43 protein-coding genes are annotated in these 24,761 nt (G+C 72.2%); 1 reads left to right on the forward strand and 42 read right to left on the reverse strand.

Going from position 1 to position 24,761, the window contains the following annotated elements; all coding sequences use genetic code 11:
- Positions 1–10: 10 nt before the first annotated feature.
- From J2S22_RS26580 to J2S22_RS26590, 3 genes are all read right to left on the reverse strand, one after another.
- Complete coding sequence (locus J2S22_RS26580; RefSeq protein WP_272778810.1) at positions 11–859, reverse strand: hypothetical protein; 849 nt, start codon at positions 857–859, stop codon at positions 11–13.
- Positions 859–1,917 (reverse strand): phage protease, encoded by a 1,059-nt coding sequence (locus tag J2S22_RS26585; protein WP_272778811.1) that lies wholly within the window; start codon positions 1,915–1,917, stop codon positions 859–861. Before J2S22_RS26585 ends, J2S22_RS26580 begins: the two co-directional genes overlap by 1 nt.
- Positions 1,918–2,188: 271 nt before the next feature.
- A complete protein-coding gene (locus tag J2S22_RS26590) occupies positions 2,189–2,704 on the reverse strand; it encodes a phage virion morphogenesis protein (RefSeq protein WP_272778812.1) in 516 nt (171 codons plus the stop codon).
- Between the two features lie 198 nt (positions 2,705–2,902).
- On the opposite strand from J2S22_RS26590, the gene J2S22_RS26595 reads away from it, so the two are divergent.
- Positions 2,903–3,406, forward strand: a complete 504-nt coding sequence (locus J2S22_RS26595) for a hypothetical protein (RefSeq protein ID WP_272778813.1) — start codon at positions 2,903–2,905, stop codon at positions 3,404–3,406.
- Positions 3,407–3,510: 104 nt separating this feature from the next.
- Here the strand turns inward: J2S22_RS26595 and J2S22_RS26600 are convergent, their stop codons facing one another.
- The 39 genes from J2S22_RS26600 to J2S22_RS26790 all read right to left on the reverse strand — a co-directional run bounded on the left by J2S22_RS26600 (position 3,511) and on the right by J2S22_RS26790 (position 24,761).
- On the reverse strand, positions 3,511–3,726 hold the full coding sequence (locus J2S22_RS26600) for a hypothetical protein (protein WP_272778814.1): 216 nt from the start codon (positions 3,724–3,726) through the stop codon (positions 3,511–3,513).
- 36 nt (positions 3,727–3,762) lie between these two features.
- On the reverse strand, positions 3,763–5,232 hold the full coding sequence (locus J2S22_RS26605) for a phage minor head protein (RefSeq protein ID WP_272778815.1): 1,470 nt from the start codon (positions 5,230–5,232) through the stop codon (positions 3,763–3,765).
- 4 nt (positions 5,233–5,236) lie between these two features.
- Complete coding sequence (locus J2S22_RS26610) at positions 5,237–6,880, reverse strand: DUF935 domain-containing protein (RefSeq protein WP_272778816.1); 1,644 nt, start codon at positions 6,878–6,880, stop codon at positions 5,237–5,239.
- Between the two features lie 260 nt (positions 6,881–7,140).
- Complete coding sequence (locus tag J2S22_RS26615) at positions 7,141–8,784, reverse strand: hypothetical protein (RefSeq protein WP_272778817.1); 1,644 nt, start codon at positions 8,782–8,784, stop codon at positions 7,141–7,143.
- A complete protein-coding gene (locus J2S22_RS26620; RefSeq protein ID WP_272778818.1) occupies positions 8,781–9,431 on the reverse strand; it encodes a DUF3486 family protein in 651 nt (216 codons plus the stop codon). The genes J2S22_RS26615 and J2S22_RS26620 overlap by 4 nt, the downstream gene beginning before the upstream one ends.
- 1 nt (position 9,432) lies before the next feature.
- Positions 9,433–9,726, reverse strand: coding sequence for a VpaChn25_0724 family phage protein (locus J2S22_RS26625; protein ID WP_272778819.1), 294 nt, complete (start codon positions 9,724–9,726; stop codon positions 9,433–9,435).
- 5 nt (positions 9,727–9,731) lie between these two features.
- The gene (locus J2S22_RS26630) at positions 9,732–10,106 is read right to left on the reverse strand and encodes a DUF2730 family protein (protein ID WP_272778820.1); all 375 of its coding nucleotides are present in this window, start codon (positions 10,104–10,106) and stop codon (positions 9,732–9,734) included.
- Positions 10,103–10,342 carry a hypothetical protein gene (locus J2S22_RS26635; RefSeq protein ID WP_272778821.1) on the reverse strand — a complete coding sequence of 80 codons (240 nt, stop codon included), beginning with the start codon at positions 10,340–10,342 and terminating at the stop codon, positions 10,103–10,105. The genes J2S22_RS26630 and J2S22_RS26635 overlap by 4 nt, the downstream gene beginning before the upstream one ends.
- Positions 10,332–10,730, reverse strand: coding sequence for a hypothetical protein (locus tag J2S22_RS26640; RefSeq protein WP_272778822.1), 399 nt, complete (start codon positions 10,728–10,730; stop codon positions 10,332–10,334). The genes J2S22_RS26635 and J2S22_RS26640 overlap by 11 nt, the downstream gene beginning before the upstream one ends.
- Positions 10,727–11,596 (reverse strand): glycoside hydrolase family 108 protein, encoded by an 870-nt coding sequence (locus tag J2S22_RS26645; protein WP_272778823.1) that lies wholly within the window; start codon positions 11,594–11,596, stop codon positions 10,727–10,729. The genes J2S22_RS26640 and J2S22_RS26645 overlap by 4 nt, the downstream gene beginning before the upstream one ends.
- An 89-nt stretch (positions 11,597–11,685) precedes the next feature.
- A complete protein-coding gene (locus tag J2S22_RS26650) occupies positions 11,686–12,045 on the reverse strand; it encodes a winged helix-turn-helix transcriptional regulator (protein WP_272778824.1) in 360 nt (119 codons plus the stop codon).
- Positions 12,042–12,266, reverse strand: a complete 225-nt coding sequence (locus tag J2S22_RS26655) for a hypothetical protein (protein WP_272778825.1) — start codon at positions 12,264–12,266, stop codon at positions 12,042–12,044. The genes J2S22_RS26650 and J2S22_RS26655 overlap by 4 nt, the downstream gene beginning before the upstream one ends.
- The gene (locus J2S22_RS26660; RefSeq protein ID WP_272778826.1) at positions 12,263–12,499 is read right to left on the reverse strand and encodes a hypothetical protein; all 237 of its coding nucleotides are present in this window, start codon (positions 12,497–12,499) and stop codon (positions 12,263–12,265) included. Before J2S22_RS26660 ends, J2S22_RS26655 begins: the two co-directional genes overlap by 4 nt.
- Positions 12,496–12,714, reverse strand: a complete 219-nt coding sequence (locus J2S22_RS26665) for a hypothetical protein (protein WP_272778827.1) — start codon at positions 12,712–12,714, stop codon at positions 12,496–12,498. The genes J2S22_RS26660 and J2S22_RS26665 overlap by 4 nt, the downstream gene beginning before the upstream one ends.
- 2 nt (positions 12,715–12,716) lie before the next feature.
- On the reverse strand, positions 12,717–13,265 hold the full coding sequence (locus tag J2S22_RS26670; protein ID WP_272778828.1) for a GcrA family cell cycle regulator: 549 nt from the start codon (positions 13,263–13,265) through the stop codon (positions 12,717–12,719).
- Between the two features lies 1 nt (position 13,266).
- Positions 13,267–13,461: a hypothetical protein gene (locus tag J2S22_RS26675; protein WP_272778829.1), complete on the reverse strand. Its 195-nt coding sequence runs from the start codon at positions 13,459–13,461 to the stop codon at positions 13,267–13,269.
- A gap of 5 nt (positions 13,462–13,466) precedes the next feature.
- Positions 13,467–13,871 (reverse strand): hypothetical protein, encoded by a 405-nt coding sequence (locus J2S22_RS26680; protein ID WP_272778830.1) that lies wholly within the window; start codon positions 13,869–13,871, stop codon positions 13,467–13,469.
- Positions 13,834–14,148: a hypothetical protein gene (locus J2S22_RS26685; RefSeq protein ID WP_272778831.1), complete on the reverse strand. Its 315-nt coding sequence runs from the start codon at positions 14,146–14,148 to the stop codon at positions 13,834–13,836. The genes J2S22_RS26680 and J2S22_RS26685 overlap by 38 nt, the downstream gene beginning before the upstream one ends.
- A complete protein-coding gene (locus J2S22_RS26690; protein ID WP_272778832.1) occupies positions 14,145–14,525 on the reverse strand; it encodes a hypothetical protein in 381 nt (126 codons plus the stop codon). Before J2S22_RS26690 ends, J2S22_RS26685 begins: the two co-directional genes overlap by 4 nt.
- Entirely contained in the window at positions 14,522–15,055 is a 534-nt protein-coding gene (locus J2S22_RS26695) for an ASCH domain-containing protein (RefSeq protein ID WP_272778833.1), read from the reverse strand. The genes J2S22_RS26690 and J2S22_RS26695 overlap by 4 nt, the downstream gene beginning before the upstream one ends.
- A complete protein-coding gene (locus J2S22_RS26700; RefSeq protein WP_272778834.1) occupies positions 15,052–15,321 on the reverse strand; it encodes a hypothetical protein in 270 nt (89 codons plus the stop codon). The genes J2S22_RS26695 and J2S22_RS26700 overlap by 4 nt, the downstream gene beginning before the upstream one ends.
- The gene (locus J2S22_RS26705; protein ID WP_272778835.1) at positions 15,318–16,094 is read right to left on the reverse strand and encodes a regulatory protein GemA; all 777 of its coding nucleotides are present in this window, start codon (positions 16,092–16,094) and stop codon (positions 15,318–15,320) included. Before J2S22_RS26705 ends, J2S22_RS26700 begins: the two co-directional genes overlap by 4 nt.
- Complete coding sequence (locus tag J2S22_RS26710) at positions 16,091–16,486, reverse strand: LexA family protein (protein WP_272778836.1); 396 nt, start codon at positions 16,484–16,486, stop codon at positions 16,091–16,093. Before J2S22_RS26710 ends, J2S22_RS26705 begins: the two co-directional genes overlap by 4 nt.
- Complete coding sequence (locus J2S22_RS26715) at positions 16,483–16,677, reverse strand: hypothetical protein (RefSeq protein ID WP_272778837.1); 195 nt, start codon at positions 16,675–16,677, stop codon at positions 16,483–16,485. Before J2S22_RS26715 ends, J2S22_RS26710 begins: the two co-directional genes overlap by 4 nt.
- Before the next feature lie 11 nt (positions 16,678–16,688).
- The gene (locus J2S22_RS26720; protein ID WP_272778838.1) at positions 16,689–16,847 is read right to left on the reverse strand and encodes a hypothetical protein; all 159 of its coding nucleotides are present in this window, start codon (positions 16,845–16,847) and stop codon (positions 16,689–16,691) included.
- Positions 16,848–16,862: 15 nt separating this feature from the next.
- A complete protein-coding gene (locus tag J2S22_RS26725) occupies positions 16,863–17,573 on the reverse strand; it encodes a DUF3164 family protein (RefSeq protein ID WP_272778839.1) in 711 nt (236 codons plus the stop codon).
- Entirely contained in the window at positions 17,554–18,228 is a 675-nt protein-coding gene (locus tag J2S22_RS26730; protein ID WP_272778840.1) for a helix-turn-helix domain-containing protein, read from the reverse strand. The genes J2S22_RS26725 and J2S22_RS26730 overlap by 20 nt, the downstream gene beginning before the upstream one ends.
- On the reverse strand, positions 18,225–18,593 hold the full coding sequence (locus J2S22_RS26735) for a hypothetical protein (protein ID WP_272778841.1): 369 nt from the start codon (positions 18,591–18,593) through the stop codon (positions 18,225–18,227). The genes J2S22_RS26730 and J2S22_RS26735 overlap by 4 nt, the downstream gene beginning before the upstream one ends.
- A 1-nt stretch (position 18,594) precedes the next feature.
- Positions 18,595–18,870 carry a hypothetical protein gene (locus tag J2S22_RS26740; RefSeq protein WP_272778842.1) on the reverse strand — a complete coding sequence of 92 codons (276 nt, stop codon included), beginning with the start codon at positions 18,868–18,870 and terminating at the stop codon, positions 18,595–18,597.
- A gap of 11 nt (positions 18,871–18,881) precedes the next feature.
- Complete coding sequence (locus J2S22_RS26745) at positions 18,882–19,952, reverse strand: AAA family ATPase (RefSeq protein WP_272778843.1); 1,071 nt, start codon at positions 19,950–19,952, stop codon at positions 18,882–18,884.
- Between the two features lie 47 nt (positions 19,953–19,999).
- Positions 20,000–21,973, reverse strand: a complete 1,974-nt coding sequence (locus tag J2S22_RS26750; protein ID WP_272778844.1) for a transposase domain-containing protein — start codon at positions 21,971–21,973, stop codon at positions 20,000–20,002.
- Positions 21,973–22,476: a hypothetical protein gene (locus J2S22_RS26755; RefSeq protein WP_272778845.1), complete on the reverse strand. Its 504-nt coding sequence runs from the start codon at positions 22,474–22,476 to the stop codon at positions 21,973–21,975. Before J2S22_RS26755 ends, J2S22_RS26750 begins: the two co-directional genes overlap by 1 nt.
- Positions 22,477–22,511: 35 nt before the next feature.
- A complete protein-coding gene (locus J2S22_RS26760; RefSeq protein ID WP_272778846.1) occupies positions 22,512–23,339 on the reverse strand; it encodes a ParB N-terminal domain-containing protein in 828 nt (275 codons plus the stop codon).
- A complete protein-coding gene (locus tag J2S22_RS26765; protein ID WP_272840401.1) occupies positions 23,336–23,614 on the reverse strand; it encodes a hypothetical protein in 279 nt (92 codons plus the stop codon). The genes J2S22_RS26760 and J2S22_RS26765 overlap by 4 nt, the downstream gene beginning before the upstream one ends.
- Positions 23,611–23,985: a hypothetical protein gene (locus J2S22_RS26770; protein WP_272778848.1), complete on the reverse strand. Its 375-nt coding sequence runs from the start codon at positions 23,983–23,985 to the stop codon at positions 23,611–23,613. The genes J2S22_RS26765 and J2S22_RS26770 overlap by 4 nt, the downstream gene beginning before the upstream one ends.
- The gene (locus J2S22_RS26775; protein ID WP_272778849.1) at positions 23,982–24,122 is read right to left on the reverse strand and encodes a hypothetical protein; all 141 of its coding nucleotides are present in this window, start codon (positions 24,120–24,122) and stop codon (positions 23,982–23,984) included. Before J2S22_RS26775 ends, J2S22_RS26770 begins: the two co-directional genes overlap by 4 nt.
- Positions 24,119–24,268 carry a hypothetical protein gene (locus J2S22_RS26780; protein WP_272778850.1) on the reverse strand — a complete coding sequence of 50 codons (150 nt, stop codon included), beginning with the start codon at positions 24,266–24,268 and terminating at the stop codon, positions 24,119–24,121. The genes J2S22_RS26775 and J2S22_RS26780 overlap by 4 nt, the downstream gene beginning before the upstream one ends.
- Positions 24,265–24,423: a hypothetical protein gene (locus J2S22_RS26785; RefSeq protein ID WP_272778851.1), complete on the reverse strand. Its 159-nt coding sequence runs from the start codon at positions 24,421–24,423 to the stop codon at positions 24,265–24,267. Before J2S22_RS26785 ends, J2S22_RS26780 begins: the two co-directional genes overlap by 4 nt.
- Entirely contained in the window at positions 24,420–24,761 is a 342-nt protein-coding gene (locus J2S22_RS26790) for a hypothetical protein (RefSeq protein ID WP_272778852.1), read from the reverse strand. Before J2S22_RS26790 ends, J2S22_RS26785 begins: the two co-directional genes overlap by 4 nt.

Consider the following 24,761-nt stretch of genomic DNA (forward strand, 5'->3'; position numbering starts at 1 on the left):
CCGGCTCCGATCAGGCGAACGTGATGGCGCCGGAGACGGCGAGGCGGCCGTCCGGCTGAACGAGGACGAGCCGCCAGGTGGCGGTGCCGGCCTCCGTGATGGTGATGTCGATGTCGCCGTCCGACTCGCTGACGAGCTGGAACGCCTTGCCAGCGACCAGCGGGATCAGCAGGCCGTCGGTGCCGATGGCGACGCCGCCCGAGGGGGCCGTGCCGATGATGGCGTCGCCGTTGGCGTCGCTCGACAGATAGGCCAACACGCTGCCCCGCACCGCGAGGTCGTCGCCGACCGAGTCCTTCAGCTGGATCGCCACGTTGATGGCGTTGGCGGCTTCGGCGCCGACCGTAAAGGTGGGCGTGCCGAAGCGCTCGTAGACGCCGAGGTTCGCGCGCGCCGTCGCCTTGGTGCCGACGTCGGAGAGGTTGTTGGCGGCGAGCAGCCCGGCGCCGACCAGCGGGCCGAAGCCGATCTCGACCCACACGCCCTGCGCGTCGAGGCCGCGGATCAGGCCAGCCACCGAGCGGCCGGTGCCGACCTTGGCCACCGTCTCGTCGTCGACGATGTAGCAGGCGTCGCCGATCTCGGCCGCCGTGATCTCGTCGGCGCCGGCCGAGTTGGCGAAGCGGTAGACGCCACGCTTCACCCGCACCGTCTCGTCGCCGGACGACCCGGCGTTGACGACGCGCGCCTCGGCGCGCCCGACGGCGATCAGGCCGGTCGCCGCCGTGCCGGGCTTGGCGTAGCCGTCGGCGTCGAGCACGACGAGCGCGCCGGCGTAGATCGTGGTCGCGGCGAGCACCGGATACTCGGCGAGGTCGCCCACCTGCTCGGGCGTGTTGCGGTCCTTGGCGAGCGCCATCAGACGGTCTCCTTCTCGGCCTTCAGCGTCTCGGCGTACTTCGCCGGATCGACCCCCATCAGGGCGCACACCTGGCGCTGCTCGGCCGTCAGGCCGTCGGCGCCGGCAGCGCCGGGCTCGCGCCGGCCGCCCGTGCCGCCGTCGTGGATCGACGGCAGCGCCTCGAGCTCCTTGGTCACGCCGGCCGGATCCTTGGTGTGGCGCGCGATGTAGTGGTCGCGCATCGGCTTGATCGGCTTGCCGTCGGCGATCGCCTTGTCGATCGCGCGCTCGGCCTCGGCCCGCGCCTGGTCGCCCTCGAGCTTGGTGAGCCTGGTCTGCAGCGCGATCACGGTGCCGCGCAGCTCCGCCTCGGTCTTGGTGCCGGCCGAGGTCACGGCCTGCAGGTGCACGACCAGGCCGTCCGGCGTCGCCGTCGCCGCGGCGTCGGCGGCGAGGCCGGCGGCCGCGGCGATGCGGGCCAAGAGGCCGGACACCTCGGCGGCGTGGGTGGTGACGGCCGTGTGGGCCTTCGTCGCGGCCGCGAGGATCGCGGCCTCGTCGGCGTCGGCGGCGAGGCCGAGGGCCTTGCGCAGCGCGTCGAGATCCATGGAGCTGCTCCGATCGTGGAGGGTTGCGAGCTGGAGATTGGGGTCGTTGGTGAGACTGGCGCGGAGCACGCGGACGACGCGGCCGCCGTCCTTCTCGGCCACGAAGGCGGGCGAGATGCCGCGATAGGCGTGATCGGCCAGGAGCTGGGCGCCGGTGGCGGTCCACTCGACGCGACCCCACAGACCGTCGGGCCGGGCCTGCATCTCGACGATCCAGCCGCGCGCCGGCGACGGTCGCCCGTCGGGCGCCGCCTTGTCGATCGCGTGGTTCTCGTCGATCGCCAGCTTGCCGGCCGCCATCGACGCCGCGATCACGGCCTGCGCGTCGGCAAGCCGGTAGGGCCCGCGGCCGTCGACGCCCGAGAACGTCCCGGCCGGGACCAGGTGCACCCATTCGGGCACGCCGCCGGCGCCGGCAGCGCCGGCGGCCGCGAGTGCCGAAAACAAATGGATGACGAGGTCGGGCATGCGGGGCATATTGGAGATGCGCCCCGGATCCCGTCATGCCCGACGCGGCGGGCGTGCCCCTGACCAGCCCCGATCGCGCGAGCCGCTGCGGCGGCCACCGGTGCGACGGCCGCGCCGGAGCCCCCGACGCCCGGACCGCCTCCGTCAGGCCCTTCCACGCCCTTTTAAGACCCTTCGAGACGGCCCTGCAGCCCCGAGGGAGCGCAGCGACATGCGGGAGCGCCGTCCCGGCCGTCGCTGCGCTCCGCCCGGGCTACGATCACGGCGACGATCACGCGCGCGGGGTGCGGCGGTCGATCGCGTCGGCGATCGTGTCGGCGATCGTCTCCTCGTCGGCCTTGGAGATGCCGAGGAAGGGCCGCGCCGGGATGGTGACGGAGTCGCGGAACTGCAGGCCGCTCGCCAGACGGAACACCAGGTGGCTCGCCTTCACGGGCTCGATGGTCGCGCCGAACTGATGGACGGCCGCGTAGATCTTGTTCGTGCCGACCTCGACGGAATCGCGCGCGGCGCGGAACGTGATCGAGCCCATCAGGCCGCCGCGCATCGCGCTCTCGCGCAAGGTTCCGGGGCCGCGCTTGAGCGGCGCGTAGTCGGGGTTCAGGGCCGCCCACGCATTGCCCTGCGGATCGCGCGCCTCCTCGAACCGCGTGTGGGTGTTCTCCACCAGGCCGGTGCCGATCGCCCGCAGCACCGGCGTGGTGTCGGTCATCAGCCGCTGCAGCGCTGCGAAAGCCTTCAGCACCACCGCGTCGTCGATCGTGGTCTCCAGCGTCGCGCCGGCCATGGAGGTCCTCCTTGCGCGCGATGGGCGCGCCGTGCAGTCGCCGCGACGTTATCACGAGCGTGGCCGCGCGACCACGCGAGGCGAGCGAATGACGAAACCTATCTCGCCCGCATTTACCCGGCGAGGCTTTCGTGAGATAGTTAAGTTAGTCCCGCAGGGACGCCGGGCGGCAACCCGGTCCACAGCTAGGAGACCACCATGACCACCGCACTCTTCACCACCGTCGTCCGGCTCCCGTCCGGCCGCGTCCACCGCCGCCGGCTGGCGCAGCCGGCCAAGTCCTCGATCCACCGCGGCCGCGTCCAGCGGCAGCTCGCCGCTTCGGCGGCCGTCGCGGCGATCGGGCTGGTGCTCACCGCCCTGTCGCTCTCGCACCTCGCGCACGGGGTGGCGATCGTCACCGGCATCCCGGCCTGGCAGGCCTGGGCCACGGCGATCGGCTTCGACCTCACCCTGATCGCCCTCGAGTCGGCGCAGCTCTGCGCGATCAGCGAGGCGGTCAGGAAGGAGATCGCCCGCTGGGCCCGGCCGTCGATCCTCGGCGTGCTGATCGGCTCGGCCTGCATGAACGCCTTCGCGTTCGGCGAGGCCGTCACGGGCTGGTGGCTGGCGCCGGCGATCGTGCTGGGCATCGCCATCCCGTGCCTGATCTACGTGCTGACCCGGATCTCGGTGGCGCTCTACATCGCCACGCAGCGCTGATCGACACTCCCTGAAACGCGTGAGGCCCGGGGCGGCAACCCCGGGCCTCTTGCCGTCCGGACGTCGGGGCCAGCTAGGACACCCCACGGCCAGCGACGACCTCGCTATTCCGGCTTCATTCCGACGAGAGTCCCGTCTTCGCCGACGATGGCGCGCGGGCCAGCGACGGTCACCTTCCCGGCGCGGACCACCGTCCCGTCGGGGAATTCGAGCCGCCCACCGGTGACGTGTTCCTCCCAGATCCGGCGATAGGCAGGCGTGTCGCCGCGGCGCATATCGACGCCGTCGACCGTGACGATCTCGTCTCGCGGATCCGGCATGGCTCGCTCCATGGGTCGTCCAGGATAGGCTTCCGGTTACGCCGGCTCAAGCAGGACATGCACGGCCCCGTCGTCGACCGGCTGGACGTCGAGGATTCTCCACCGCTGGCCGCGCGGAAAGACGTACTCGACCTCGTAGTCGGTGCCGGGCGCGGCCGCCATTCCGGCCCTGGCGCGAATTGTGAACACGACTGCCGGGGCTGGCGGCCGTGTCGCGGCCTCTCCGTACACCTCGGCCGTCGATCGCTGCAGAGTCGTCGAAAAATACCCGTCGTCGACGTAGACCGCGCCCTTGGCCTGCAGCGCGGCCTCCACCGACGGGAACACCTCGACGTAGGCGGTACCGCGGTGGAGGCGCAAGTCGGTGGGCAGCTTCGACCTGGCGACGACCGCGTCGAGCCGCCCGACCAGGTCGGCGACGCCGGCTGGAATCCGGCCCGCCTCGTCGCGCAGCGCCTGGTTGAGCGCGAGATATCCGTCGCTGAGGTAGGAGGCAAAGGCCTCGGCCTCGGCCGGCGTAGCTCCGGCTCTGGCCGCCTTCCTCGCCGACGACTGATCGGCGACCGCGGCCTTGTAGTCGGCCGGGTGCCACGCCGCCGTCGTACGCGGTGGCAACATGACCCGGGTTCGGCCCGTCTTCACCTCACCGTCCGAGCGGCTGCGAGCGGCAGGCCGGGGTATGCCGGAGACGAGCTCGGCCGGGGCCGGTGCGAACTTCGGCTCGGGCGTGGGCTTCGGCGGTGCCTTGGGCTTGGGAACCGGCTCGGCCGGCCGCAGCGGCGGCACCGCGAAGGTGGCGTTCGGCGGGATCGCCGGCTTCGCCGCGAGCCAGGCCTGTCCCGGGTTGTAGTCGAACGACGGATCGATGCCGACCGGAACGTCGTGCACCTCGCCGGTCTTGGGGTTCACCCACGGCTTGGTCACGATCGGCGGCGCCTGGTCGGGGGCGGCCTTGCCCTGGCGGGCGAGGCCGCGGGCCGAGAGCGGGCGCACCCGGCAGCCGCAGCGCCAGCCGTTGGGCGGGTAGTGGGTGTCCCACCACGAATCGTCCGCCCGCAGCGTGAGGCCGTTCCAGGCGAGGTGGTTCAGGCGCGGGTGCAGGCTGCCCGAGTGGACGTATTGCCAGTACGGGTATTGCGCCAGCGTCTCGGGCTCGGTCTGCTGGCTGTAGCGGCCGGCCGCGTAGGCCATCGAGAGGTTGGTCTCGTAGATGATGCGGCTTCTCCACCCCGGCGTGCCGGTGTGCTCCCAGCCGTGCTTGGCGACGATCTGGTCGAAGCCCTTGCGGAACTCGGCGAGGGTGGTGCCCTTCTCCAGCGCCTTCTCGATCTCGGCCCGGAAGTCGGAGACGAGCGCGTCGGTCGCGGCGCCGGCCACCGTGAAGGCGCGCGCATTGGCGCGCTGCCAGACGTCGGTCCAGTGCTCCGAGGTGGCGTTCGTCTTCGCCCCGAAGAAAGCGATCGCCTGCTCGAACGGGAGCGACAGGGCCGAGACCGTGGTGGTCACGGCCTCACTCCCCCTCGATCTCGTCGAGCAGGGCGGCCTGGCCGGCGAGGTGCGCCAGCGCCATGCCGCGGGTCATCGCCTCGGCGAGCGCCGTCGGGTCGAGCTGCAGGGCGGCGAGGCGATCGGCGAGGTCGCGCAGATCCGTGGCCGCGTCGAAGGCGGCGGCGACCTCGTCGGTGAGCCCGGCCATGGCGCCGGCGGCGTCGCGGGCGACGCGCTCGGTGAGCCGCTCGACATGCTCGGGGTCGGCCTGCACGGCATGCCGCGAGACGATCAGGCGGGCGGCGTTGAGGGACGGCGAGCCGTCACGGCCGGGATCGACCGGGCCTTCCGTCGGCAGGGACGGATCACCGGGTCTCGCGCGGCCCGGCGACGACGGAGCCGGCGCCGGCGGACGCCCGCCGATCACCTCGGCGCCCGCGGCGGGCTCCTCGAAGCCCAGGCGGTCGCGCATCTGGCTCACCTCGACCGTGAGGCCCTGTGGGCCGAGCTTGTCGAGCGCGTTGACGATGATCTCGATCGGCACCTCGTCTGGTCGGCCGATCAGGATCTTCGGATACCTTTTCTGCGGTCCGAAGTTGAACGCGATCAGGTGCGGCACGAGCTGCCGCGTGAGCGTCGCCGCGAGGAGCTTGGCGTCGGAGCGCTCCAGGTCCTCCTGCACGAGGCGATGCTCCTGGCCGACGGCATGGCCGCCGGCGATCGCGTCGGTGGTCGCGGTCTGGCCGAGCACGGCCTTGCTGACCTGCTGGTCGAACCAGTCGGCGCGATCGGAGTACAGCTCGCCGGCCGAGCCCTGCTTGGCCCGGGCCGCCTCGACGAAGTCGATCTCCATGCCCTGTGGAATGATGGCGGCGCAGTCGCCGGCGATGTTGGCCACCGCACGCCACAGCACGTCCTTCTCCTGCTCGGAGGCGGCCGGGTGGTACTTGCCCAATCTCACGGGCATCCCGTAGTTCTGGACGAAAATGGCCCAGTCGCGCAGCGTGAAGGCCTTGTACATCCAGGCCCACGACGCGACCCGCGCAATGCCGGAGCGAATGGTGAGGCCGCTCTTGGACGGATGCCGGTGCACGACGAACTTGTGCGGCGCCAGCGGCTCCAGGCCGGTCGCCTCGCGCAGCATCGGCGTCTCGTAGTCGACCTGGTCGAGCTCGAACCAGCGCTGCGGCCGGAAGTCGAGCCGCCGCGGCAGCACGGCGCCGGGGGTCGAGTCCCACTCGATCTCCAGGATCGAGTACCCCTTGCCGATCGCGTCGAGCATGTCGAACAGGGCGGCGTCGAGCACGCCCTCCTTGAGCCAGTCCCTGATCAGGTCGGCATGGGCGACGTGCTCGGCCGCGTCGCTCGCCGCCTCCACGGTGACGGGGAGCTGGGCGACCTGGCGCCGGCGGGTGCCGAGCACGGCCGCGTAGTGCAGGTCGCGCTCCTCGATGTCCTCGGCCAGCTCCAGGTACAGGAGCGGGTCGCCGTTGGCGGCGGCGCGGTGGATGGCGGCGAGCCGCGCCGGCGTGAGCCCCTCGGCCGGATGGCCGGAGATCGGCGAGCGCACGCTGGTGAGAGACGGCCCCGCCTTGGGCGGCCCGAACAGCGCGTCGAGGTCGACCGGCGACCCGTCGGGCCCGAGGATTTTCGACAGCCGCGGCATGGGACCTCCGGTCCGCGATCAGCGGGCGATTTGAAGGGGCTTAAAAGCCCATGGAAGGCTCTGCGTACGCGATCCGCCCCGACGGGCGCTCCGCCGCGCCGGACGCACCACGGGGCTCCGGAGGGGCGAGGTCATCGGTGCCCCCGCTTGCCGTAGATCGCCCGCAGCTCGTCGTTGCTCGGCGAGCCCGTGGACGGCCGCTGCACGCGTCGACGCCCGCGTGAGAGCGCGACCGAAAGGGGTCGATGGCTCCGGCAGGCTCACAGCCGCCCCCTGACGTCCTGCGGCCGCGCCGAGGGACGGTCCTCGGCGTCGGCATACATCCACGAATCGCGGGGCGCCTCGCCGAGCGCGCGGGGCGCGGCCGTGACGGGGCGGTAGCCGTACTCGATCGCGCCGGCGTCCATGGCGGCGTTGGCGAGCACCAGGGCGATGGCGAAGTCGCCGTGCCGCTGGCCGCCGTCCGTGCCCGACGTGTGCGCATCGTCCGGGACCTTCGGCACGCCGCGCACCATCTTGATCTGGCGCATGTCGTCCTTGAGGTCGGCGTCGCGCGGAATCGCGATCGTGCGGTCCTCGAAGCGCCGCTTCAGCGGCGGCACGTTGGCGATGTACCAGGGCTGGCTCGGCATCACCGCCTCGATCGCCAGCGCGCCGTACTTCTGGATGGCGTACTCGGCGAGCGCCTGGCCGTTGCCGCGGGCGTCGTGCTTGCCGGCGCAGAAGCGCGGCAGCCGGTCGACGACATGGAACAGGACCCGCTCCTGCTCGCGGAACGGCACGTTGCGCAGCTCGATCACGAACGGCGTCCGCCGCACCAGGTCGCGACCCTCGGCCAGCGGTGCCATGATGGAGAGGTCGCCCGAGCGGGCGAAGTCCCAGCCGTAGGCGTGGCGCAGCCGGGCATCGAGCGTCTTCAGCACCGGCGCGACGTGCTCCTCGAGCCAGTCGTCGACGACGCTCGCGCGCTCCGCGTCCGGCCGCAGCTCGAAGCCCTTCGGGCACGCGAGCCGCAGCACCGGCGCCTCGGCCGTCATGCAGGCCTCGATCAGGGCGCTGGTGAGATAGACGCCGGTGCCCTGCGACGGGACGCAGTCCAGCTCCTCGGCGGCGCCGGCTCCGTAGAAGCCGCGGATGTCGGCGCGGAACCTGGCCTCGGCCTCGGGCGACCAGGGCTTGCCGCCGACCAGGCAGATGCGCTGATAGAGGCCCTGTTCGAGCGCATCGTCGAACGTGCAGCGCACCACCTCGCCGGGCCGGCGCTTCTCGCGGATCTCCTGGATGAGCGCGTTGAACGGGTTGTCGACGCCGAAATGGGTGGAGATCACCAGCACCTTGCCGCCCCAGATCAGCAGCGCCATGGCGGCCTGCAGCAGCGCGTCGGCATCGTCGTGGAACGCGAACTCGTCGAGGATCACGTAGCCCTGGCGGCCGCGCAGCGAGCGCGGCCGGCTCGACAGGGCGACGATCTCGAAGCCACTCGCGAAGCTGATCCGGAACGCCTGGATGGCGCGGTCGGCGCCCTTCTCGTCCTGTTCCACGAACAGGAACTCCTGGACGGACGAGCACGCCGGCATGAACGCCTTGGCCCACATGGCGCAGCAGTCGACGAACTCGCGCGCCATGTCGAGATTGTAGCCGAGATAGAGCACGTCCATGCCGCCGGCGGACTTCTGGCTACCGGCCGTCAGCACCGCGTCGGCGCCGATGCCCCAGGTCGCCCCGATCCGGCGGCTCTTGTCGACGACGACCAGCTGCGTGCGCGCCGTCGCCGCGAGCAGCTCGCGCTGGTAGGGCAGCAGCACGGCCGGCAGGCTTTCACCCGCCAGCGCCGGCGGCAGCGCGGCCAGCATCTCGTGCCGATGGCGCGCCCAGTCCTCGGGGGTGACGAGTGGCCCGGTCACGACGCGTCACCGGCGGGCGGCTCCGGCGGCGCCGGCTCCGCCGTCCTCGGCGTCGGCACCGCAACGCCGAGGATGCGGGACTTGATCTGCTCGACCACGTCGGCCGAGAGGCCCTGCTGCTTCGCGACCGCGTCGACCGTCTTGGCCGTCTTGGCCCGCCACTCCGATTCGAGCTTCACCCGCGTGTCGCTGCTGATGCGCTTGGCCTTCTCGGCGTGCTCCAGGGCGCGGCCGGTGAACATCAGCATCTGGGCCGTGTCGCCGTCGGCCTCCAGCTCGCCGGCGTTGGACAGCATCTCGTGGGCGAGCATCTTGATCGACTCGGACACCAGGAGCGTGAGGGAGTCGTCGCCGGCCTCCTCCAGCTTCGGCGCCAGGACGGCGGCGATCTCCTTCGCCTCGGCGAGGCGGCGGCCGAGCACCGAGAGCCGCATCGAGGCCCGGTTGAAGGCGGAGCGCGAGACCTGCGGCGGGTCCATGACCCCGGCCGTGAGGCCGGCGGCGCGCAGGCGGGCGTTGAACTCCTCCAGGATGTCGAGCTGCGTCCGCTCCCGCTTCTTCAGCTCGCCGAACGCCCACAGCTTCGCCTCGTCGGCCCAGTCGGGCAGGCGGTCGAGGGCGGAGATCTGGCCGCGGCCCTGCGCCATCTCAGGCCTCGGGCGGCGACGGGCGCTTGACGCCCTCGATCACGCGCAGGCGGTCGACGTGCTCCTGCCCCTTCGCCGTCAGGGTCGCGACCCGCACGGAGCCGGCGTCGACGAGCGTCACGGCGCCCATCTCGGCCAGATAGGCCAGCTCGTCGTGCACCCACGGCCGCGGCTTCGAGATGCCGAAGGTGGTCAGCTGCAGGCGCAGCAGCTCGGAGTTCAGCCGGCCGTCGACCTGGCCGGCGAGCGTGCGCAGCAGGATGAGTCGGGCCTCCTCGCGGATCATGCGGTCCATGGTGTTCACCGGGGTCGGCCCTCCTGCAGCATCAGCTCCTGCAGCCGCTCGCTGATGGCGGCGACCGGCTTCATCCGCTCGGCCAGCGTCTTCATCTCGCCCCGCATCTCGGCGATCGACAGCTCGAGGCGGTGGGTGGTCTCGCGATCCGGCATGTGTGCAATCTCGTCCTCGACCTTCGTCACGCGGTGGGTCACGTCGTCGATCCGGCCGGCCAGCGCGGTGACGACCGCGGCGTCGGCCTTCGCCTCGACCTTTCCCTCGATCTTGGCGAGCGCCTCGGCCGAGGCCTTCTTGCGCGTCTGCACGATCGTGTAGGCGAGCGCCGCGAGCGCGACGGCCGGGCCGGCCAGCGCGAGCAGCGTGGCGTCGACGCTCACTTCGCGCTCCCGCAGTTGCCCGCCGCCTCGCCGGCGAGGCCGGTGCGCATGCAGGTCCAGTCGCGCCTCGCGGCGCCGATGATCGTGTTCGCCTTCTCGCGGCCGAGCTTCTCGCGCTTGGCGACCAGCAGGGCGTTCTCGCCCCGCTTCGGCGCCGGCACGGCGACCGGCTGCAGATAGGCCGGCGCCGGCGGGATCGCCGCGGTCGTCTCGGGCCTGACGGCACTACCGCCCAAGGAGCTGCAGCCCCCGATCAGTGAGGCCGCAACGATCGTCGAGCAGAGCGCCGGCGCCCGGCGCCACGCCCGGGCGGGCCGCGGCGCGCAGCCGCTCGATCTCGGAGGTGAGGTCACGGATCTGCTCCTGTGCGGCGAGGTCGCGCGCGGCGAGCGCGGCGGCGGTCTGCTGTTGGGATGTCGCGAGCGTGCCGGCGGCGTCGCGCTCGCGCTCGGCCTTCCGGGCGCGGGCGAGCGCGGCGGCGGCATCGCATTTCTGCTCGGCCGTCTGGTAGCCGGCGTCCCAGATCGCCCACACCAGCCAGCCGATGGCCAGCGCGACCAAGACGAGCAAGAGCTTCTTCCAGCCGCCGGCGAGGGTCCATGCGACGATACGGGCGATGGTCATGCGGGCACCCCGCTGTCGAGATCGGCCGTCGCCTCGCCCGACCAGGCGCGCTCGGCGCGGCGGCGCTTCATGGCGGCCCACAGGGCCCAGCCGGCGCCGCCGATCACCACGGCGACGCTGACCACGGTCAGCACGGTGAAGATCAGGTCGATGGTCTTGCTGGTGCCGACGACGGGCGCGAGCGCGTCCTTGGCCTGGTCGATCGTTGCGGCCACGCCGCCGCCGCCGATCGCCGTGGTGGTGCCGGCCTCGGCCGAGACCTTGGGCAGCGCGACGTCGGACGGCAGCGCCTTGGCGGCGCCGCCCTCCTCGTGCACCGACACCTGGGGCGGCGGGCCGACGCTGCCGGCCGCCCAGGCCTGGCCGATCGCCCGGACGCTGGCGACGCGGCGGCCCCAGCCCACGCCGAACACCGACCAGGTGCGCAGGTTCTGCAGCATGCCGAGCCGGCGCGACAGCACGCCGGCGATCAGCGCGTCGTGATCCGGATGCGCCTGTGCGGCCGCGATCGTGGCCTCGCCCAGCTCGCCGTCCACCTGCACGCTGCCGAGCGCGCGCTGCAGCCATTTGGTGGCCTGCGACGGACCGGAGTTGACGGCCGAATCGAACATGACGAAGTCGACGCCGGCCGGCAGCCGGTCGGCCTGGACCTTGTCCCAGTACTGGCGCCTGTAGATGTCGGTCAGCTCGGCCTTGGTCAGCTCGCGCACGCTGCGCGGCTCCAGGCCCTCCGCCTTCCGGTAGCCGTCGTAGACGCGCTGGATGATGCCCTTGTTGGTCGGGCCGCCGGGGTCGCTCGGATGATTGCTGTACCCGCCCTCGTAGACGAGCACGCGCTGCAGCGATTTCGCGAAATTCTGCTTCACGGCCATCCCCCAGGAGCGGGGATGACACTAGGTGGGATCCGGATTTCGGGGCACGCCCGCCGCGGCGGGTGTGAGGGGCTCGGAGGCCCTCAGCGCTCGAACAGGTCGAGCTGCGGCGAGGTCATCTCGGCGCGCGACAAGATGCGCCAGACGCCGTCCTCTGACAAGCCCGTGCGGCGGGCGATCTCCGCGTAGGAGAGGCCGCGGCCCCGGTAGATCGCCACCCGCCACGGCTTGGCGGACGGCACCTTGAGATACTCGCCGCCATAGGCGCGGGCGAGCTGCGCCGCCGCCGCGGTGCCGATCGCCGAGACGATGCGCTCGGTCGGCGCCTTGGGGACGTAGACGCGCAGGCCCGGGAACGCCTCGATCAGCGCCAGCGCGGCCGGCACGCCGATCACCTCGGCGAGCCGCATCACCTCGGGCGGCGGATCGGGGAGCGGGGTCATGCTCGGCGCAGCCTCTTGATCGTGTAGGTCGCGAGGCGCTGGGCGCCGCCTTTCGTGGTCAGGCTCCAGGTCAGCGTCACCGAAAAATGCCCTGCGCCGTCGGCCCACCCTCGCGCCCCTGCGCGGCTGTAGCCGGCGCCGCGCCACAGCTCGTCGATGGCTCGCAGGTATTCCTCGCCCGCGACCACCTGCTCGAAATCGACGGTGCCGTATCGCTTCATCGCCGCGCCCCCCGCCGGCTCGGCAGCACCGTGACGACGACGCCGGACACGACGACGAACGTCGAGGTGTCGGTGACGATCCGGTAGCGCCCGCCGCCGACCCGGTCGGCGGCCGCCACGGCGCGGCCGACCGACGCGGCGAGCGCGCGCCGCACCGCCTCGACGTCGAGCCCGCCCTCGCGCTCCAGCCAGCGCAGCACCGCGTGGTCGGAGACGGTGACGTCGAGCGTCATGTGCGCCTCCAGAGGTCCCCGTCCCGCCCGCGGACCCGGCCGCGCTCCGCCTCGACGCATCCCTTGCGCTTCAGGGCCTGCAGCTCGTTGTAGACCGTCACGGGGGCGAAGACGCCGGCGTCCTTCTGGACGCCGTGCAGGGAGAGGCCCTTTTCGCGGCGGGTCGTCGGCAGCGCCTCCAGCACCCGCACCGTCACCTCGTCGTCGACCGACATGATCACCTCCTCGGCTGGTAGGCGAGCGCGCCGTGGTGGGCGCAGTAGGACTTGTGAGCGCGCGCCCCGCCGCAGTAGCGGAAGCTCTCGGCGGCCGGATCGCCGAGCGGCCAGCGGCAGCGGTCGTGCGTCAGCTCGATCAGGGTGCAAGGCCGCTCGCCCGGCGCCCGCACCTCGGCGCGCGTCCAGGCCGTGCTGCGTTCCGCCGCCAGCTGCTCGGGCCGCGCCTGCGCGGGCGTGGCCGGCACGACGTCCATGCCCATCTGCCGCAGCAGCGTCGCCCGCCGCGGCTTGGCGGGCTTCGTCCGGGGCTCGGCCGGGGGCTTCGGCGGCCGGGCCGCCGGCGCCTTGCGGGCCGGGCCGCTGGGCAGCCGCACCACCGGCGGCCCGGGCGGCCGCGGGAAGGTGTCGAACTCGCCCGCCTCCTGCAGCCGGTGCACCTTGCCGATCACGGCGTTGCGGGTGACGCCGAGCTCGCAGGCGATGATGGCGGCGCTGCGGCCGGCGCTCCACAGCGACTTGAGCGTGTCGATGCGATCGAGGGTCCACATCTCACGCCTCCCGGCGGCGAGCCGCGTTGCGGCGCCTGATCTTCAGCTCGTGCATCCAGAGGTCGATCAGGTCGCGGGCCGACGTGCCCGCGAGAGGCAGGGTTTTCACGCGCTCCAGGAAGATGCGCATGACGCGGCCCCAGTCGGCCGTCATCACTTCGTCTGGGAAGATCTCGCGGCCGAGATGCACGGGCATGGGCGTCACTCCGTCTCGCTCGCCAGCGCCCAGCGCGGGAGGGTGATCTCGATCGCGCCGTCGGCCAGAAGGTCGACCGCACAGTCCTGCCGCGGCTGCGCGCTCTCGCCGAAGCGGGCGACATGGCCGCAGTTGATCTTCATCGCCTTGCCGCCGCCGACGACGACGCCCTTCGCCGCGCCATTCTTCGCCCGAACGAGCCGCATCATGCCGGCGTCGTCGCCGGTGCCGAGCAGCACGTCGAACCGGTCTTCGTGATAGACTTTCGCGCGCGCCATCAGGGCACGGCTCAGCATCACCGTCATGCTCGGCTTCGGGCTCCGGCGGGCGGCGGTGCCGAGGCACACGAGGGAGACGCGCGCATCCCAGGCGTCAGCCGGCGACGCGATGATCAGCTGCTCGAAGGCCATGAACGTTCTCCGGTGCGGGAACGGGAGCCGCCACGAGCGCCCGCACCGCGGCCTCGTGAGGAGCGAGAAGCGAGAGGAGCATGGCGGCGCGGCCGATCCGCTCGGCCGACGCCTGCAGGTCCGCGACGAGGCGTCGGTGATCCGGCGTCGGGCCCCCCGGCTGCGACGCCAGGAACACCTCGACGTCGAGGTTCGAGGCGCATTCGCGGCGCGCATAGACGCGCAGCTCGAAGGCCAGCTCGGCGAAGCTCTCGGCCGGCATCACGATGGCGTTCACCCGGGCTCTCCCTGCAGGATGTCGATCGATGCCTGGTCGAGGCGCGATGCGGCCAGCACCTGATCGTCGAATCCAAGGAGCGCCAGTACCAGGCTCGCGCCATCCGACGAGATCAACACCGCGCTGGCCCGACGTGGCGGATGGTCTGGAGAAACATCGAGATCGATCGTGACGGTGAGGCCGCCCAGGGTGCGGCTGTCCATCACGTGACGGAGCGAAGCGACCAGCAGCCGGCGCTGGGCGGCAGTCAGCCATGCGCTGAATGCCCCAAAGACGCCTTGGAACTGGACGACGGTGTGCCCGGCCGCGCTGGCTGCGACACGGATCTGCGGCCGCTCCAGCGCGATCTCACGAGCAGAGGACGATGCGGCGGTCATGACAGCGCCCCGTTGTACTGCCACCAGCCCTGCGATCCCTTGCAGGGGAACGGCGGCACGACCGGCTCGACGTCCTGCATCGGCCAGCCCCAGTTGAAGGTGTCGTCGCCACGCATCGGCTTGCCGATCACGGCCGTGCAGACGATGGCGCCGAGCGGCAATCGCAGTGCGTCGGCGTGGCCCATGGCGGCCGCGATCTCGGCGGTGTCTACCGTCACGGCGGCGGAGCGCCGGCGCCGCAGGCCGGCTTCGCGCTCCGCGACGAGCCATGCGTAGGCGCGCATGAGGAAGGGCCGGGCGATCTCCTCGACGAGACACGGCGTGTCGTCCGGATCGTGCGAGTCGAGACGGTCCAGGAGATTGCCGACCTCCGAGAGCCGCACCGGCCGCTGCGCCGCATGAATGCCGATCCGCTCGCCGGTTTCGGGCGGATTGATGTAGTGGTTGTAGGGCCGCTCACGGAACTCGTACGGCTTCGCCTGGATGGCGATCAGCGAGGCCCAGGGCTGGAAGACGGTGATGATCTTCACGACCCCCCTCCCGTCTCGCCGAGCGCCATGTGGAGCCGCGTCTCGACGACCAGCACGGCCATCTTCTCGGCCGTCTCCGGCAGCTTCTCGACGATCGTCTCGACCACCGCCGCGCGCTCGGCCCGAGACGCGAGCCCGAGCACCAGGGCGACGGCGGACGTCACCGCGCCCGCGATCTCCGGGAACGACCCGCCGTCGTCGAGATGGGCCGCCAGCATCGCGACGAGCTCCTTCGACAGCGCCACGGCCTTCGGGTGCCTGCTCACGGCTTTGCCCTCCCGGCCAGCGCCTTGCGCAGCTTGCGGCCCAGCGCCGCCTGCACGACGGCGTAATCGTGCGGCTGGAACTGGGCCCAGCCCGGCCGGCCGGCGACCTTGAGCGCGTAGCCGTCCAGCGACTCGAGCGGGCGGGCGGCGATGTAGACCCGCACGGCGCCGAGCTTCACCAGGCCCAGCCACTGCGCCGTGATCACGGCGCGCTTGACCTCGGCGGCGTGCTGCTCGTTGGTCTGCTGCTTGTCGCGGGCCGGCCAGTCCACGCCGCCCTCCCGCGCGATCCAGCCCTTCAGCGCCTCGATCGCCTTCATGGCGTCGGCCGCGTCGCGCAGCCAGCGCGGATGGGCGATCTTCGTCTGGCGCTCGACGAAGCGGACGAGCGCCACGTCGGTGCGGTCGCGCACCACGCCGAGGTCGTGCGCCGCGATCCACAGGGCGCGCAGCTTGGCGCCGTAGGGGCCGTCGATCGTCAGCGCGCCCTTGGCCAGCGGCTCGGGGGCGAGGCTGGCCGGCAGCGTCGCCGGCAGGCCGCTCTCGAAGGCCGTTCGAGGGACGTTCGGGCGCTGGCCCGATAGCACTTTCAAGTGGTCGATCACGACGCCGGCCTGCGCGCCGGTGAGCGCCCTGGCGGAGCGCTGGCCGGTGAGGCCTTCGATCAGGTCGCGATAGGCCGCGTCGTCGAGCCCCAGCCGCGCCTTGAGCGCGTGCATGGCGCCGATCTGACGCGACGAGGCCGGGCCGGAGGTGGGGGCGGCGGCGGTCATGACGACACCACCGCGGTGACGCCGGCAGCGGCACACACCGTCCTGATGTGCGCGGCCTGCAGATGGTCCGAGACGGCGCGGGCGACGACGTCGGCCGGCGCGAGCCCGGCGGACGCGCAGTAGGCGGCGAGCCGGGCCTGCAGATCGGCCGGGAGGCCGGCCGGAACGGGCGGCGAGGCGGCGCCGGTCAGCACGATGGAGCGGGCCGCGCCCCGGCGCCAGGTGAGGTGGCCGCGATCCTCCAGACGCTGCAGCACGGCCTGCGCCTGCTTGGGCGTCGCCATGCCGAGGCCCGCGGCGATCTCGCGCAGGCTCGGGGCGTGGGTGTGGGTGGCCATGTAGCGGGTGATCCAGTCGAGCGTCTCGCGCTGGCGTGCGGTGAGCCCCATCATGGCGACACCTCGCCGGCGCGCAGCAGGGTGGTCAGCTCGCCGCGCTCGACCGCCGCATTGAGCCGGCGGAACAGATCGCGCGCCGCCGGGACCGTGGTGCAGGTGAGCGTGAGCGTGACGGTGTTGCCGCCCATGGCGCAGCCGGCGCGCTGGATGGTGGCGTCGGTGGGCGGGGTGGTCGGGGATGTCATGACGGTCTCCTTCAGGATCTGATCCAGATCTGTGTCACCGCCCCGTGCTGGCGGATGCGGTACCAGTGCCACCAGATCCACACGGACTGCCCCGTGTAGGTGTCGGTGAAGCGGAACGGGAGCAGCGCGAAGCGCCACCGCCATTCGCCGGGCTCGGTCATCTTCAACATCGGCGACTCTCCTGATCAGGCGCTGGCGAGGTCGATGGTGATGGGAACCCACGCGTCGCGCGGGGTGGCGCGCTTGTAGAAGCGCACGTACTGCTTCGAGCCGATCACCCGAATGGCGGCGCCGATCGCCTCCATGGCCCTGATCCAGCCGGCGTCGTCGATCTGCAGCCGGCGCAGCTGGAACAGGGCGGCGCGGTTGATCCGGCCCTCCTGGTCGACCTGGAAGGCGTGCTCGACCAGGGCCCGGATCTCCGGCCGCGAGTCGGCCGACCACGCCGTGATGCAGGCATCGACCAGGGTCTTGGCGACCTGCAGCTCGGGCCCGAAGCCGATCTGGTCCTGCACCTGCACCTGGACCTTCAGGCAGCCGTCGTAGCTGGTGAAGGTCACGTTGCCACGCGAACCGCCGCACTTGACGCCCCAGCGCTCGCTGATCAACTCCGCGAAGCTGGCGACGTCGTCGAAGGTGTGGCCGCGGAAGCGGGCGATCTGGGCCGACAGATCCTCGGCATAGCCGACGATCTTGCGGACCATCTGGTCCTCCAGCAGGTGCTCGGGACGCACCGTCTCGACCGGCACCAGCCGGCCGGCGGCATCGCGCATGTAGCGGTGCGGGCCCACCGTGATCACGCCGGTGTCGGGCGCGGGCGCGGGCGGCGCGGGCGGCGTCGACGCCGCATAGGCGCCGGTGTCGACGGGCGTGCCGTCAGGGGCGAGGACTTGCATCGGCGGTCTCCTGGGGCTGGGGGAGTTCGGCGGGCTCGGCGTACTCGTAGCCGAGGCCCTGCAGGGCATCGGCGAGGGCATCGGCGAAGGCACGGGCCTGCACGGCGATGTCGTTGGCGCGCCGGATCGCCGCGGCGTCGGCGAAGCCGCCGCGGCGCAGCCGGTCGTGCTCGTCGAGCAGGGCGAGCAGCCGATAGGAGGTCGCCGCGACCTCCTCCAGCGCGACGGCCCGGGCCGCGACCGCGACGACCTCGTCGACGGCGAGGTCGGTCGCGGCCCGCCACGGGTCGGCGGCCATCACGCGCTCGGCGATCTGGACGGCGTCGGCGTCCTGCCACTGCTCGGCCGTGCCGAGCGACGTGAGAACGGTCTGCCGCGCCACCGACAGGCGGTGCGCGAAGCCCGCATCGGTGGCGGCCAGCTCCTCGGCGCGCTGGGCGGCCTGGATGATGGTGCTGTGGTCGCGGTTGCCCAGCAGGCGGCCGATCGCCGGGAAGCTCAGCTGCGTCATCTCCCGGGCGAGCAGGCAGACGGCGTGCCGTGGCGCCGCGACGTCGGCGGTGCGCCGCGCCGAGCGGATCACGTGGCCGGGAATGCCCCACGCCAGCCCGACGGCGCGCAGGATCATCCGGATGCTGACGGTGCCGTCGCTCATGCCGCGTCGCCTCCCATGGGGCCGCCGGCCTCGCCGAAGCGCGGCGCCGCCTGGTGGCGCACCGGCAGCAGCACCACGCCGGGCACCTGGCCGGAGGCGATCGCCACCAGCGTGGTGAGGTGATCCGACGGGATCGGCGGCTCGGCCGACGGCCGCGGCACGGCGCCGCCGAGGCCATCGTCGCGCGCCGCCAGCGCCGCCGCGAGATCGGCCTCCAGCTTCTCGGCCGCCTCGGCGCACAGATGCAGGGTCGCCGCGAAGTCTTCCTGCCCCTGCGGCGTGATCTCGTGGGTGCCGTTGCGAATGCGATCCGCCCAGAAGGCGAGCCGCGCCAGGTGCTGCGAGAGCGGGGGATCAGTGCGCATGTCAGCCCTCCACCGGAGCGGCGGTCGACCAGCCGCGATGCCACAGGAAGGCGGCGTAGATGGCCACGTCGCGCGGATCGCCCTTGGCGACGTGCTCCATCAGGCCGCGGCGGCACTCCTCCTCCCAGTCGTCCCACAGCCAGCCGTCGGCGTGGCCGTATTTCAGCTCGGCCTCGCGGAACTTCGCCGCGAGCGCCTCGGCGAAGGTCGCGACGAGCTGCCGCGTGTTGACGTGCAGCTCGGCCGGCACGGGAATGGTGATGTGTGTCGTGCGCATGATCCCCTCCCTCACGCGGCCGCGCCGCGCGGCTCCTCGCCGCTGCGGTCGGCCCAGGCGGCGCGGACGTGATCGATGGCGAGCGGCTGGCCGCGGGTGGCGGCCATGATGGTCGCGAGCCGGATGGTCTTGTCGACCTGACCGAGCGCGCCGGGCTTGCGGGCGATGCCGTGCAGCAGGCGGCGCGCCTCGCGGTCCTCGATCGACCAGGCGTCGAGCAGCGCCTCGACGTCGGCGTGCTGCGGCGACAGGCGGTGCACCCGCTTGCCGATGCGGCGGTGGATCTGGCCGTGGCCGGGCTTGGGCTCGCCGCGCCCGAAGCGCGAGAAGACCTCGTCGTTGCCGAGCAGGGCGATGCCGCAGCCGTACTCGTCGAGGAAGTAGCGCAGCTGGTTGATCGAGAGATCCGAGAGGTTCTGCGCCTCGTCGACGATCAGCAGCGTGTGGCGGCCGTTGCGCTTGAGGCGCTGACCGATCGAGCGGTCGAGCCGGCCGGGATTGCGCTCCGTCACGTCGAGCGCGATGGCGAGCTCCTGCAGCATCGCGTGGGTTCCGGCCGTGGTCGGCCGCATCGTCACCAGGAACACGTTCGGCCGCGACTCGGCGAAGTGGCGGGCCGTGGTCGTCTTGCCCATGCCGGCGCCGAGCGTGACGATCACCATCTCGGGCATCATCTGGGCGTAGAGCAGCGTGTCGACCACGGACTGCGAGGTCGGCGTCGTCACGTAGCCGGGCGCCTCCGGGATCGCGGCGGCAGCCGTCTTCATCTCCTCGACCGAGTCGAGCCACTTCACGACGCGTTCGGTGATCGCGTCGGTCTGGCCCGTGTACGTGCCGTCGTACCAGGGCGAGAGAGTGCCGAGCGGCACGGCGCTGCGGCGCGCGACCTCGGATTTCGACCACCGCTCGCGCGTGGCGATCTCTCGCACCTTCTCGCGCGTGACGGACCACACGTTGTACGTGATGGTGTCGCGCGGGGCCGGCTCGCCCTTCGGCGGGCCCCACACCTCGGCCTTCGCGGCCGGGGCCGCCGGCGCCGCCGGCGCGGCGGAGTCGGGCTTGCTGATCGTCTCGATCATCATCATCTGTCTCCTGCTTGGTTGTCACTTCGGGGCGGTCGCCCGGCCGGTCAGGCCGGTGCGCCGCCCTCGTCTTTTTCACGCCGCGCGAACGGCACCACGCCGCGCGCCTCGCACTCGCGCAGCAGCGCGCCGACGCCGGTGCCGAGATCGGGCTCTGCCTCGGTCTCGGCCGGGGCGGCGATCGCCTGCGCGGCCGCGGCGCGGCGGCCGCCGACCACCAGCCGCACCACCTTGGGCGAGGGCGGCGGCGCGGCCGGCGCGGCACGCGGCGCCAGCCGGGCCAGGTCCTCGGCCGTGAGCGTGATCGAGAGGTCGCGCGCCTCGCGCAGCGCGCGCAGATAGGCCTTGCGCTTGCGCGCGTGCTCGCGCGCGGCGGCGATGTCGTCGAAGCCGGCGCTCTCGATGCAATCGGCCTGCGCGATGAAGCGGCCGTCGAGCGTGTAGGCGGCCACGGGCTCGAGCAGGTTGTCGGGATCGAAGCGGACGACCAGCTTCTTGCCGATGTGGTCGACCAGCGCCGCGGACCAGTAGCGGCTCTCGGCGAGGTAGAGGCTGCCGTCGGGCTGGCGCGCCGTGACGGCCTCGGCCGCCAGCATCAGCTCGTGCAGCTGCACGGGCGATGCCTTGCGCACCAGCGTGTGCGGGTGCTCATAGGACTCGCGGAACGTCTCGTCGAAGGAGCGCCCCTTGGCCGTGGCGGTGCGCCGGCCGGGCCGCGCGTTGTGGCGAGCGATCTCGGCCGCCACGAGCGCCTGGAACTCGGCCAGCGGCACGGCGGCCGAGCCGTAGTTGTCCGGCTTCGCGGTGGGCTTGTTGCCCGTGTAGGCGCCGGCGCAGGCCGGATGCTTCGAGATCGTCTCGGTGAGGTCGCGGAACGCGCGCTCGATCGGCTTCGCCTGTCCGTGATAGGGCGTCGCCCAGTGCACCTGGATGCCCAGGCCGGTGAGGATGCCCTCCGGCTCGTCGGCCCTGATCTTGAAGCGGTAGCGCGTCTCCTGCCGGCCCGTCATCCACTTCGAGGCAAAGGCGCGGCCGTTGTCGAGCCATGCCCGCTCGGGCAGGCCGAAGCTCTCGACCGCGTCCCGGAAGGCGAGCCTGACCGCGTGCCAGGACTCCGAGCGGTCGAGCCGGTGCCCGACGATCTTGCCCGAATAGAGGTCCTGGACCGCGATCAGCACCGGGCGGGCTTCGGTGCCGTCCGGCCAGCGGACGAACACGTCGAAGGTGTGACCGTCGGCGTTGACGGCCTCCATGGCGCGGAACACCGAGCGATCGCGGGTCTGCGCCGGATAGGTGCGGGCCGCCGCCTCCGATCCCTTGCGCAGCAGCGTGCGCAGGCCGCGCGGGAATTCCTTCTCGATGCGGCGCTGAAGGGTCTTCGCGCTGGGGATCGGCGCCCAGCCCTGTGCCTCGGCCGCCTGCATCATGCGGCCGTGGGAGCCCGAGAACGCCGGCTGCTCCGGGCGAAGATAGTCGGCGACCAGATAGGCCCAGGCCTGCGGATGGCAGTCGGCCGTGGCGGTGCGGCCGGCGTGGCGCGGGGCGAGCGCGGCGAGGCGGTCGCTCGCCGGCACCTCGGCGGCGGCGCGCAGCCAGCCCCACAGCGTCGAGGCGGAGACGCCGGTCTCCCGCGCCACCAGTGCCACGGCGACCTGCCGCGCCATACCGCGCGACAGGAGGTCGATCCGGTCGACCGCCGCGAGCTTGTCGCGGGCCTCCTGCTTGGCGCGATCGGAGAGCGTGGCGAAGCGGTCCCACAAGGCGGAGAGGCGGGCCGAGCGGGCCTGTGCCGGATCGACGTCGTCCGACATCTCCCGGGCGACGAGCTTCGCCTGGACGTCGGCCGGGAACTTGCTGATGTGGTATTCCCACCCGCCGCCTTTTCCCTCACGCCGGCGGCACCGCCGCGTGTCGGCGCGCCAACCCTCGCGCTCGACCAGGCGTGACAACGCACCCATGTCGGTCGGCAGCGCCAGAGAGCCCACGTCGAGAAGCTCGGCCAGGGTGAACCACTCGCGCATCAGCGGGCACTCCGCCGGTGAGCGACGGCGACGGGCCGCGCCTTCAGCTCACGCCGCAAGGCGCGGATCTGCTCGTCGACTCGCTGCTGTTCCTGTTGAAGGAGGCCGAGCTGCGCCAGGTGGGCCTCGCGGCCCTGCATCACGATCAGGCCGTCGTCCTCGACGAGCACGTCCCACAGCCACGTCGCACCCGTGACCCGGATGAAGGCCTTCAGGCGCACGATGCCGATGTCGTGCTCGGGCTTCGCCGGCGCCGTGAACGCATAGAGCGCCGCTTCGGTGATCTGCCGCCCGACGATCTCGGACATGCGGGCGGCGACCACCGCGGCGCTCTCGTGATGCTCGCGCAGGGCACGACCGAGTGCGGTCTTGAACTTCAGCGAGATGTCGACATCCAGCACGGCCGTCCGGTCCCGGACCGGGAACAGCGCACCGGCCGGCACGGCGGCCGCGTAGGCGAAGAGATCGCCCTGTCCGGTGACTGGCTTCTTGCGCTTGGTCACGGGTGGCCCCCCGGCCCCGAGGAGAGGTGCGGACGTCAGGCTTTGCCGATGTGGGCTTGGAAGCGCCGCTTCACCTTGTTGGAGGCGCGCGACCAGGCGCCGACCAGGGCGCGGTAGACCGCCTCGTCGGCGTCCTCCTCCGGCTTCAGGCCGGCGGCCCGCAGGGCGGCGGACAGCGAGAAGCCGTCCAGGTCGCCGCCGATCTGCCCCAGGACCGCCTCGCGCTCGTCGTCGGACAGCCGCGCCAGAGCCTGGAGCTGCGTCTGATTGTCCGCGACGGAGGTCCTGCGAAGCAGCGCGATCGTGTCGGGCCCGAGCTTCTCGGCCAACTCGCATGCGCGCTGGATCGTACGCTCGGACAACCCGCATTTTTCGGCCGCGTCGGCCGAGAAGCGATCAAGTCGCCAAGTTGGCGACTTGAAATTATCTTTTGTCTTCTGAGACTTCCTGTCTCCGCCATGAGCCGCCGCAGGGTTGAGCTGCTCCCACACCCGCTTGCGCTCCCAGAGGAACACGGCACGGTCGAGCGCCGTCAGCTCGGCCCGGATCAGGTTCTCGTCGATCTCGGCGAGCCGGGCCTCGAGGTCGTTGCGCTGCACGACCTTGGAGAGGATGTGGCTCCAGCCGCAGAGCTTGGCCGCGGCAAGGCGGTGCCCGCCGGCCGTGAGCTTGTAGCGGCCGCCGTCGATCGGCCGGATGTCGATCGCGGTGTCCTGGCCGCGCTCCTCGAACGAGGCGGCGATCGCCGCGGCCCAATCCGGGTCGACCGGGCGCAGGCGATCGCTGTCGTCGATCAGCGCGATCTCGACGAGGGTCGTGTCCTCCGGCTGCGGAAGGGACGCGGGTGCGGGAGACGTGCTCATTGGCGCTCGCTGTACGGTTCTGTGGGATCGGAGAGGTCGGGGGCGCCGTGGGCGGCGACCATGGCGTCGTGCTGCAGGCGGGCGCGGCCGGGCGTCTCGTCGTTCAGCAGCTTGACCAGCGTCTCGCGGGCGGCGCGCAGCGCCAGCACGTGGCGCTGCTTCAGCTCCAGCTCGGGGCCGGTGAGACCCTCGCGCTGCTGCTGCCGCACCCGCGCCCGCTCGCCGGCATGCGCCAGCGTGACGGCCTGCAGCTGCTCGGCCAGCGAGGCGCTCATGGCCGCCGCCATGGTTCCGGCTCGAGCCGGACCGCCCGGACGTAATCCATCCAGGGTGTGTCGTGCCCCCGCATGCCCTCGCTGGCGGCCTTCTTCGCGACCGCTTCGGCCGTGACCGGGTGGTGGCCGATCCCCAGAATCTCTTCGAGCTTCGCGGCGCGAAGCCTGTAATAGGGCCGTTGATAGACCTCGACCGCATCGAGGAGGGCTTCGTCGACCAGGCAGCGCACCCGGACCAAATCTACGGCGGGCTGCTCGAGCGCGAAGACGATCTGCCACGGCGCGTTGCCGGCGCCGTCGGCTGTCGCCATCTGGGTGGCTTCCACCACCGCTCTGACCCGGTTCTGGAGGGACAGTCGCTTCTTGCTCATGGCAGCCCCGCGAGGCTGTCGGTCGGCAGCGTCCAGATCGTCCAGGCGCTCCAGGCGATCATGATCACCACGACCGCCAGGCCGAAGCCGGTCAGCACGTCGGCGACGTCGTCCAAGGCGGTGCGGGGCGCGCTCATGGCAGCACCGCGACGTGGATGACCGCGATCTGGATGACGGCGGCGAAGCCGCGGCCGGCGCCGTCGATCAGGCGCGAGCCGACGATCGCCGCGAGGGCGAGGCACGCGGCGACGTCGACCGCGGCGGTGATCAGGAGGGCTCTCACAGCACCAGCCCTCCGCGGATCAGGGCCTGATGGATCACGGCCGAGACCGTGAGCCAGGCGCAGGTGAGCGCGACGACGACGATCAGCACCAGCCAGAACCGGGCGCAGCGGTTGTCCGAAGTCGACGGCACCTGCTCGAAGCGATGGAGGGTCATGCGGGCCTCGCGACGATGAGCAGCGGCGCGCCGCAGTGCGGGCAGCAGGCGGGCGACGATGCGGTGGCGGGAACGACGCCGGCGGGCGGAGCCGGATGGCGCGGCGCGAAGCCGCGCGCCAGGCCGAGCTTCGCCCAGCGGTAGAAGGTGGTACGCGGGATCGGCTCGAGGCCGAGCGCGTGCAGGCGCACGTTGAAGGCCGCGTGGATCGCCTTCTGCGTCATCCGGCGATCGCGCAGCCGGGCGACCGCCTCGATCACCGCGTGGTCGGCGAGCGGCGGCAGCATGTCCACGGTCCCGAGCGCACCCCGCCCGTCGGCCTCGTCGCGGCGCGCCAT

Origin of the sequence: Rhodoplanes tepidamans (genome assembly GCF_030813915.1) — a bacterium.
Taxonomy (GTDB): Bacteria; Pseudomonadota; Alphaproteobacteria; order Rhizobiales; family Xanthobacteraceae; genus Rhodoplanes; species Rhodoplanes tepidamans.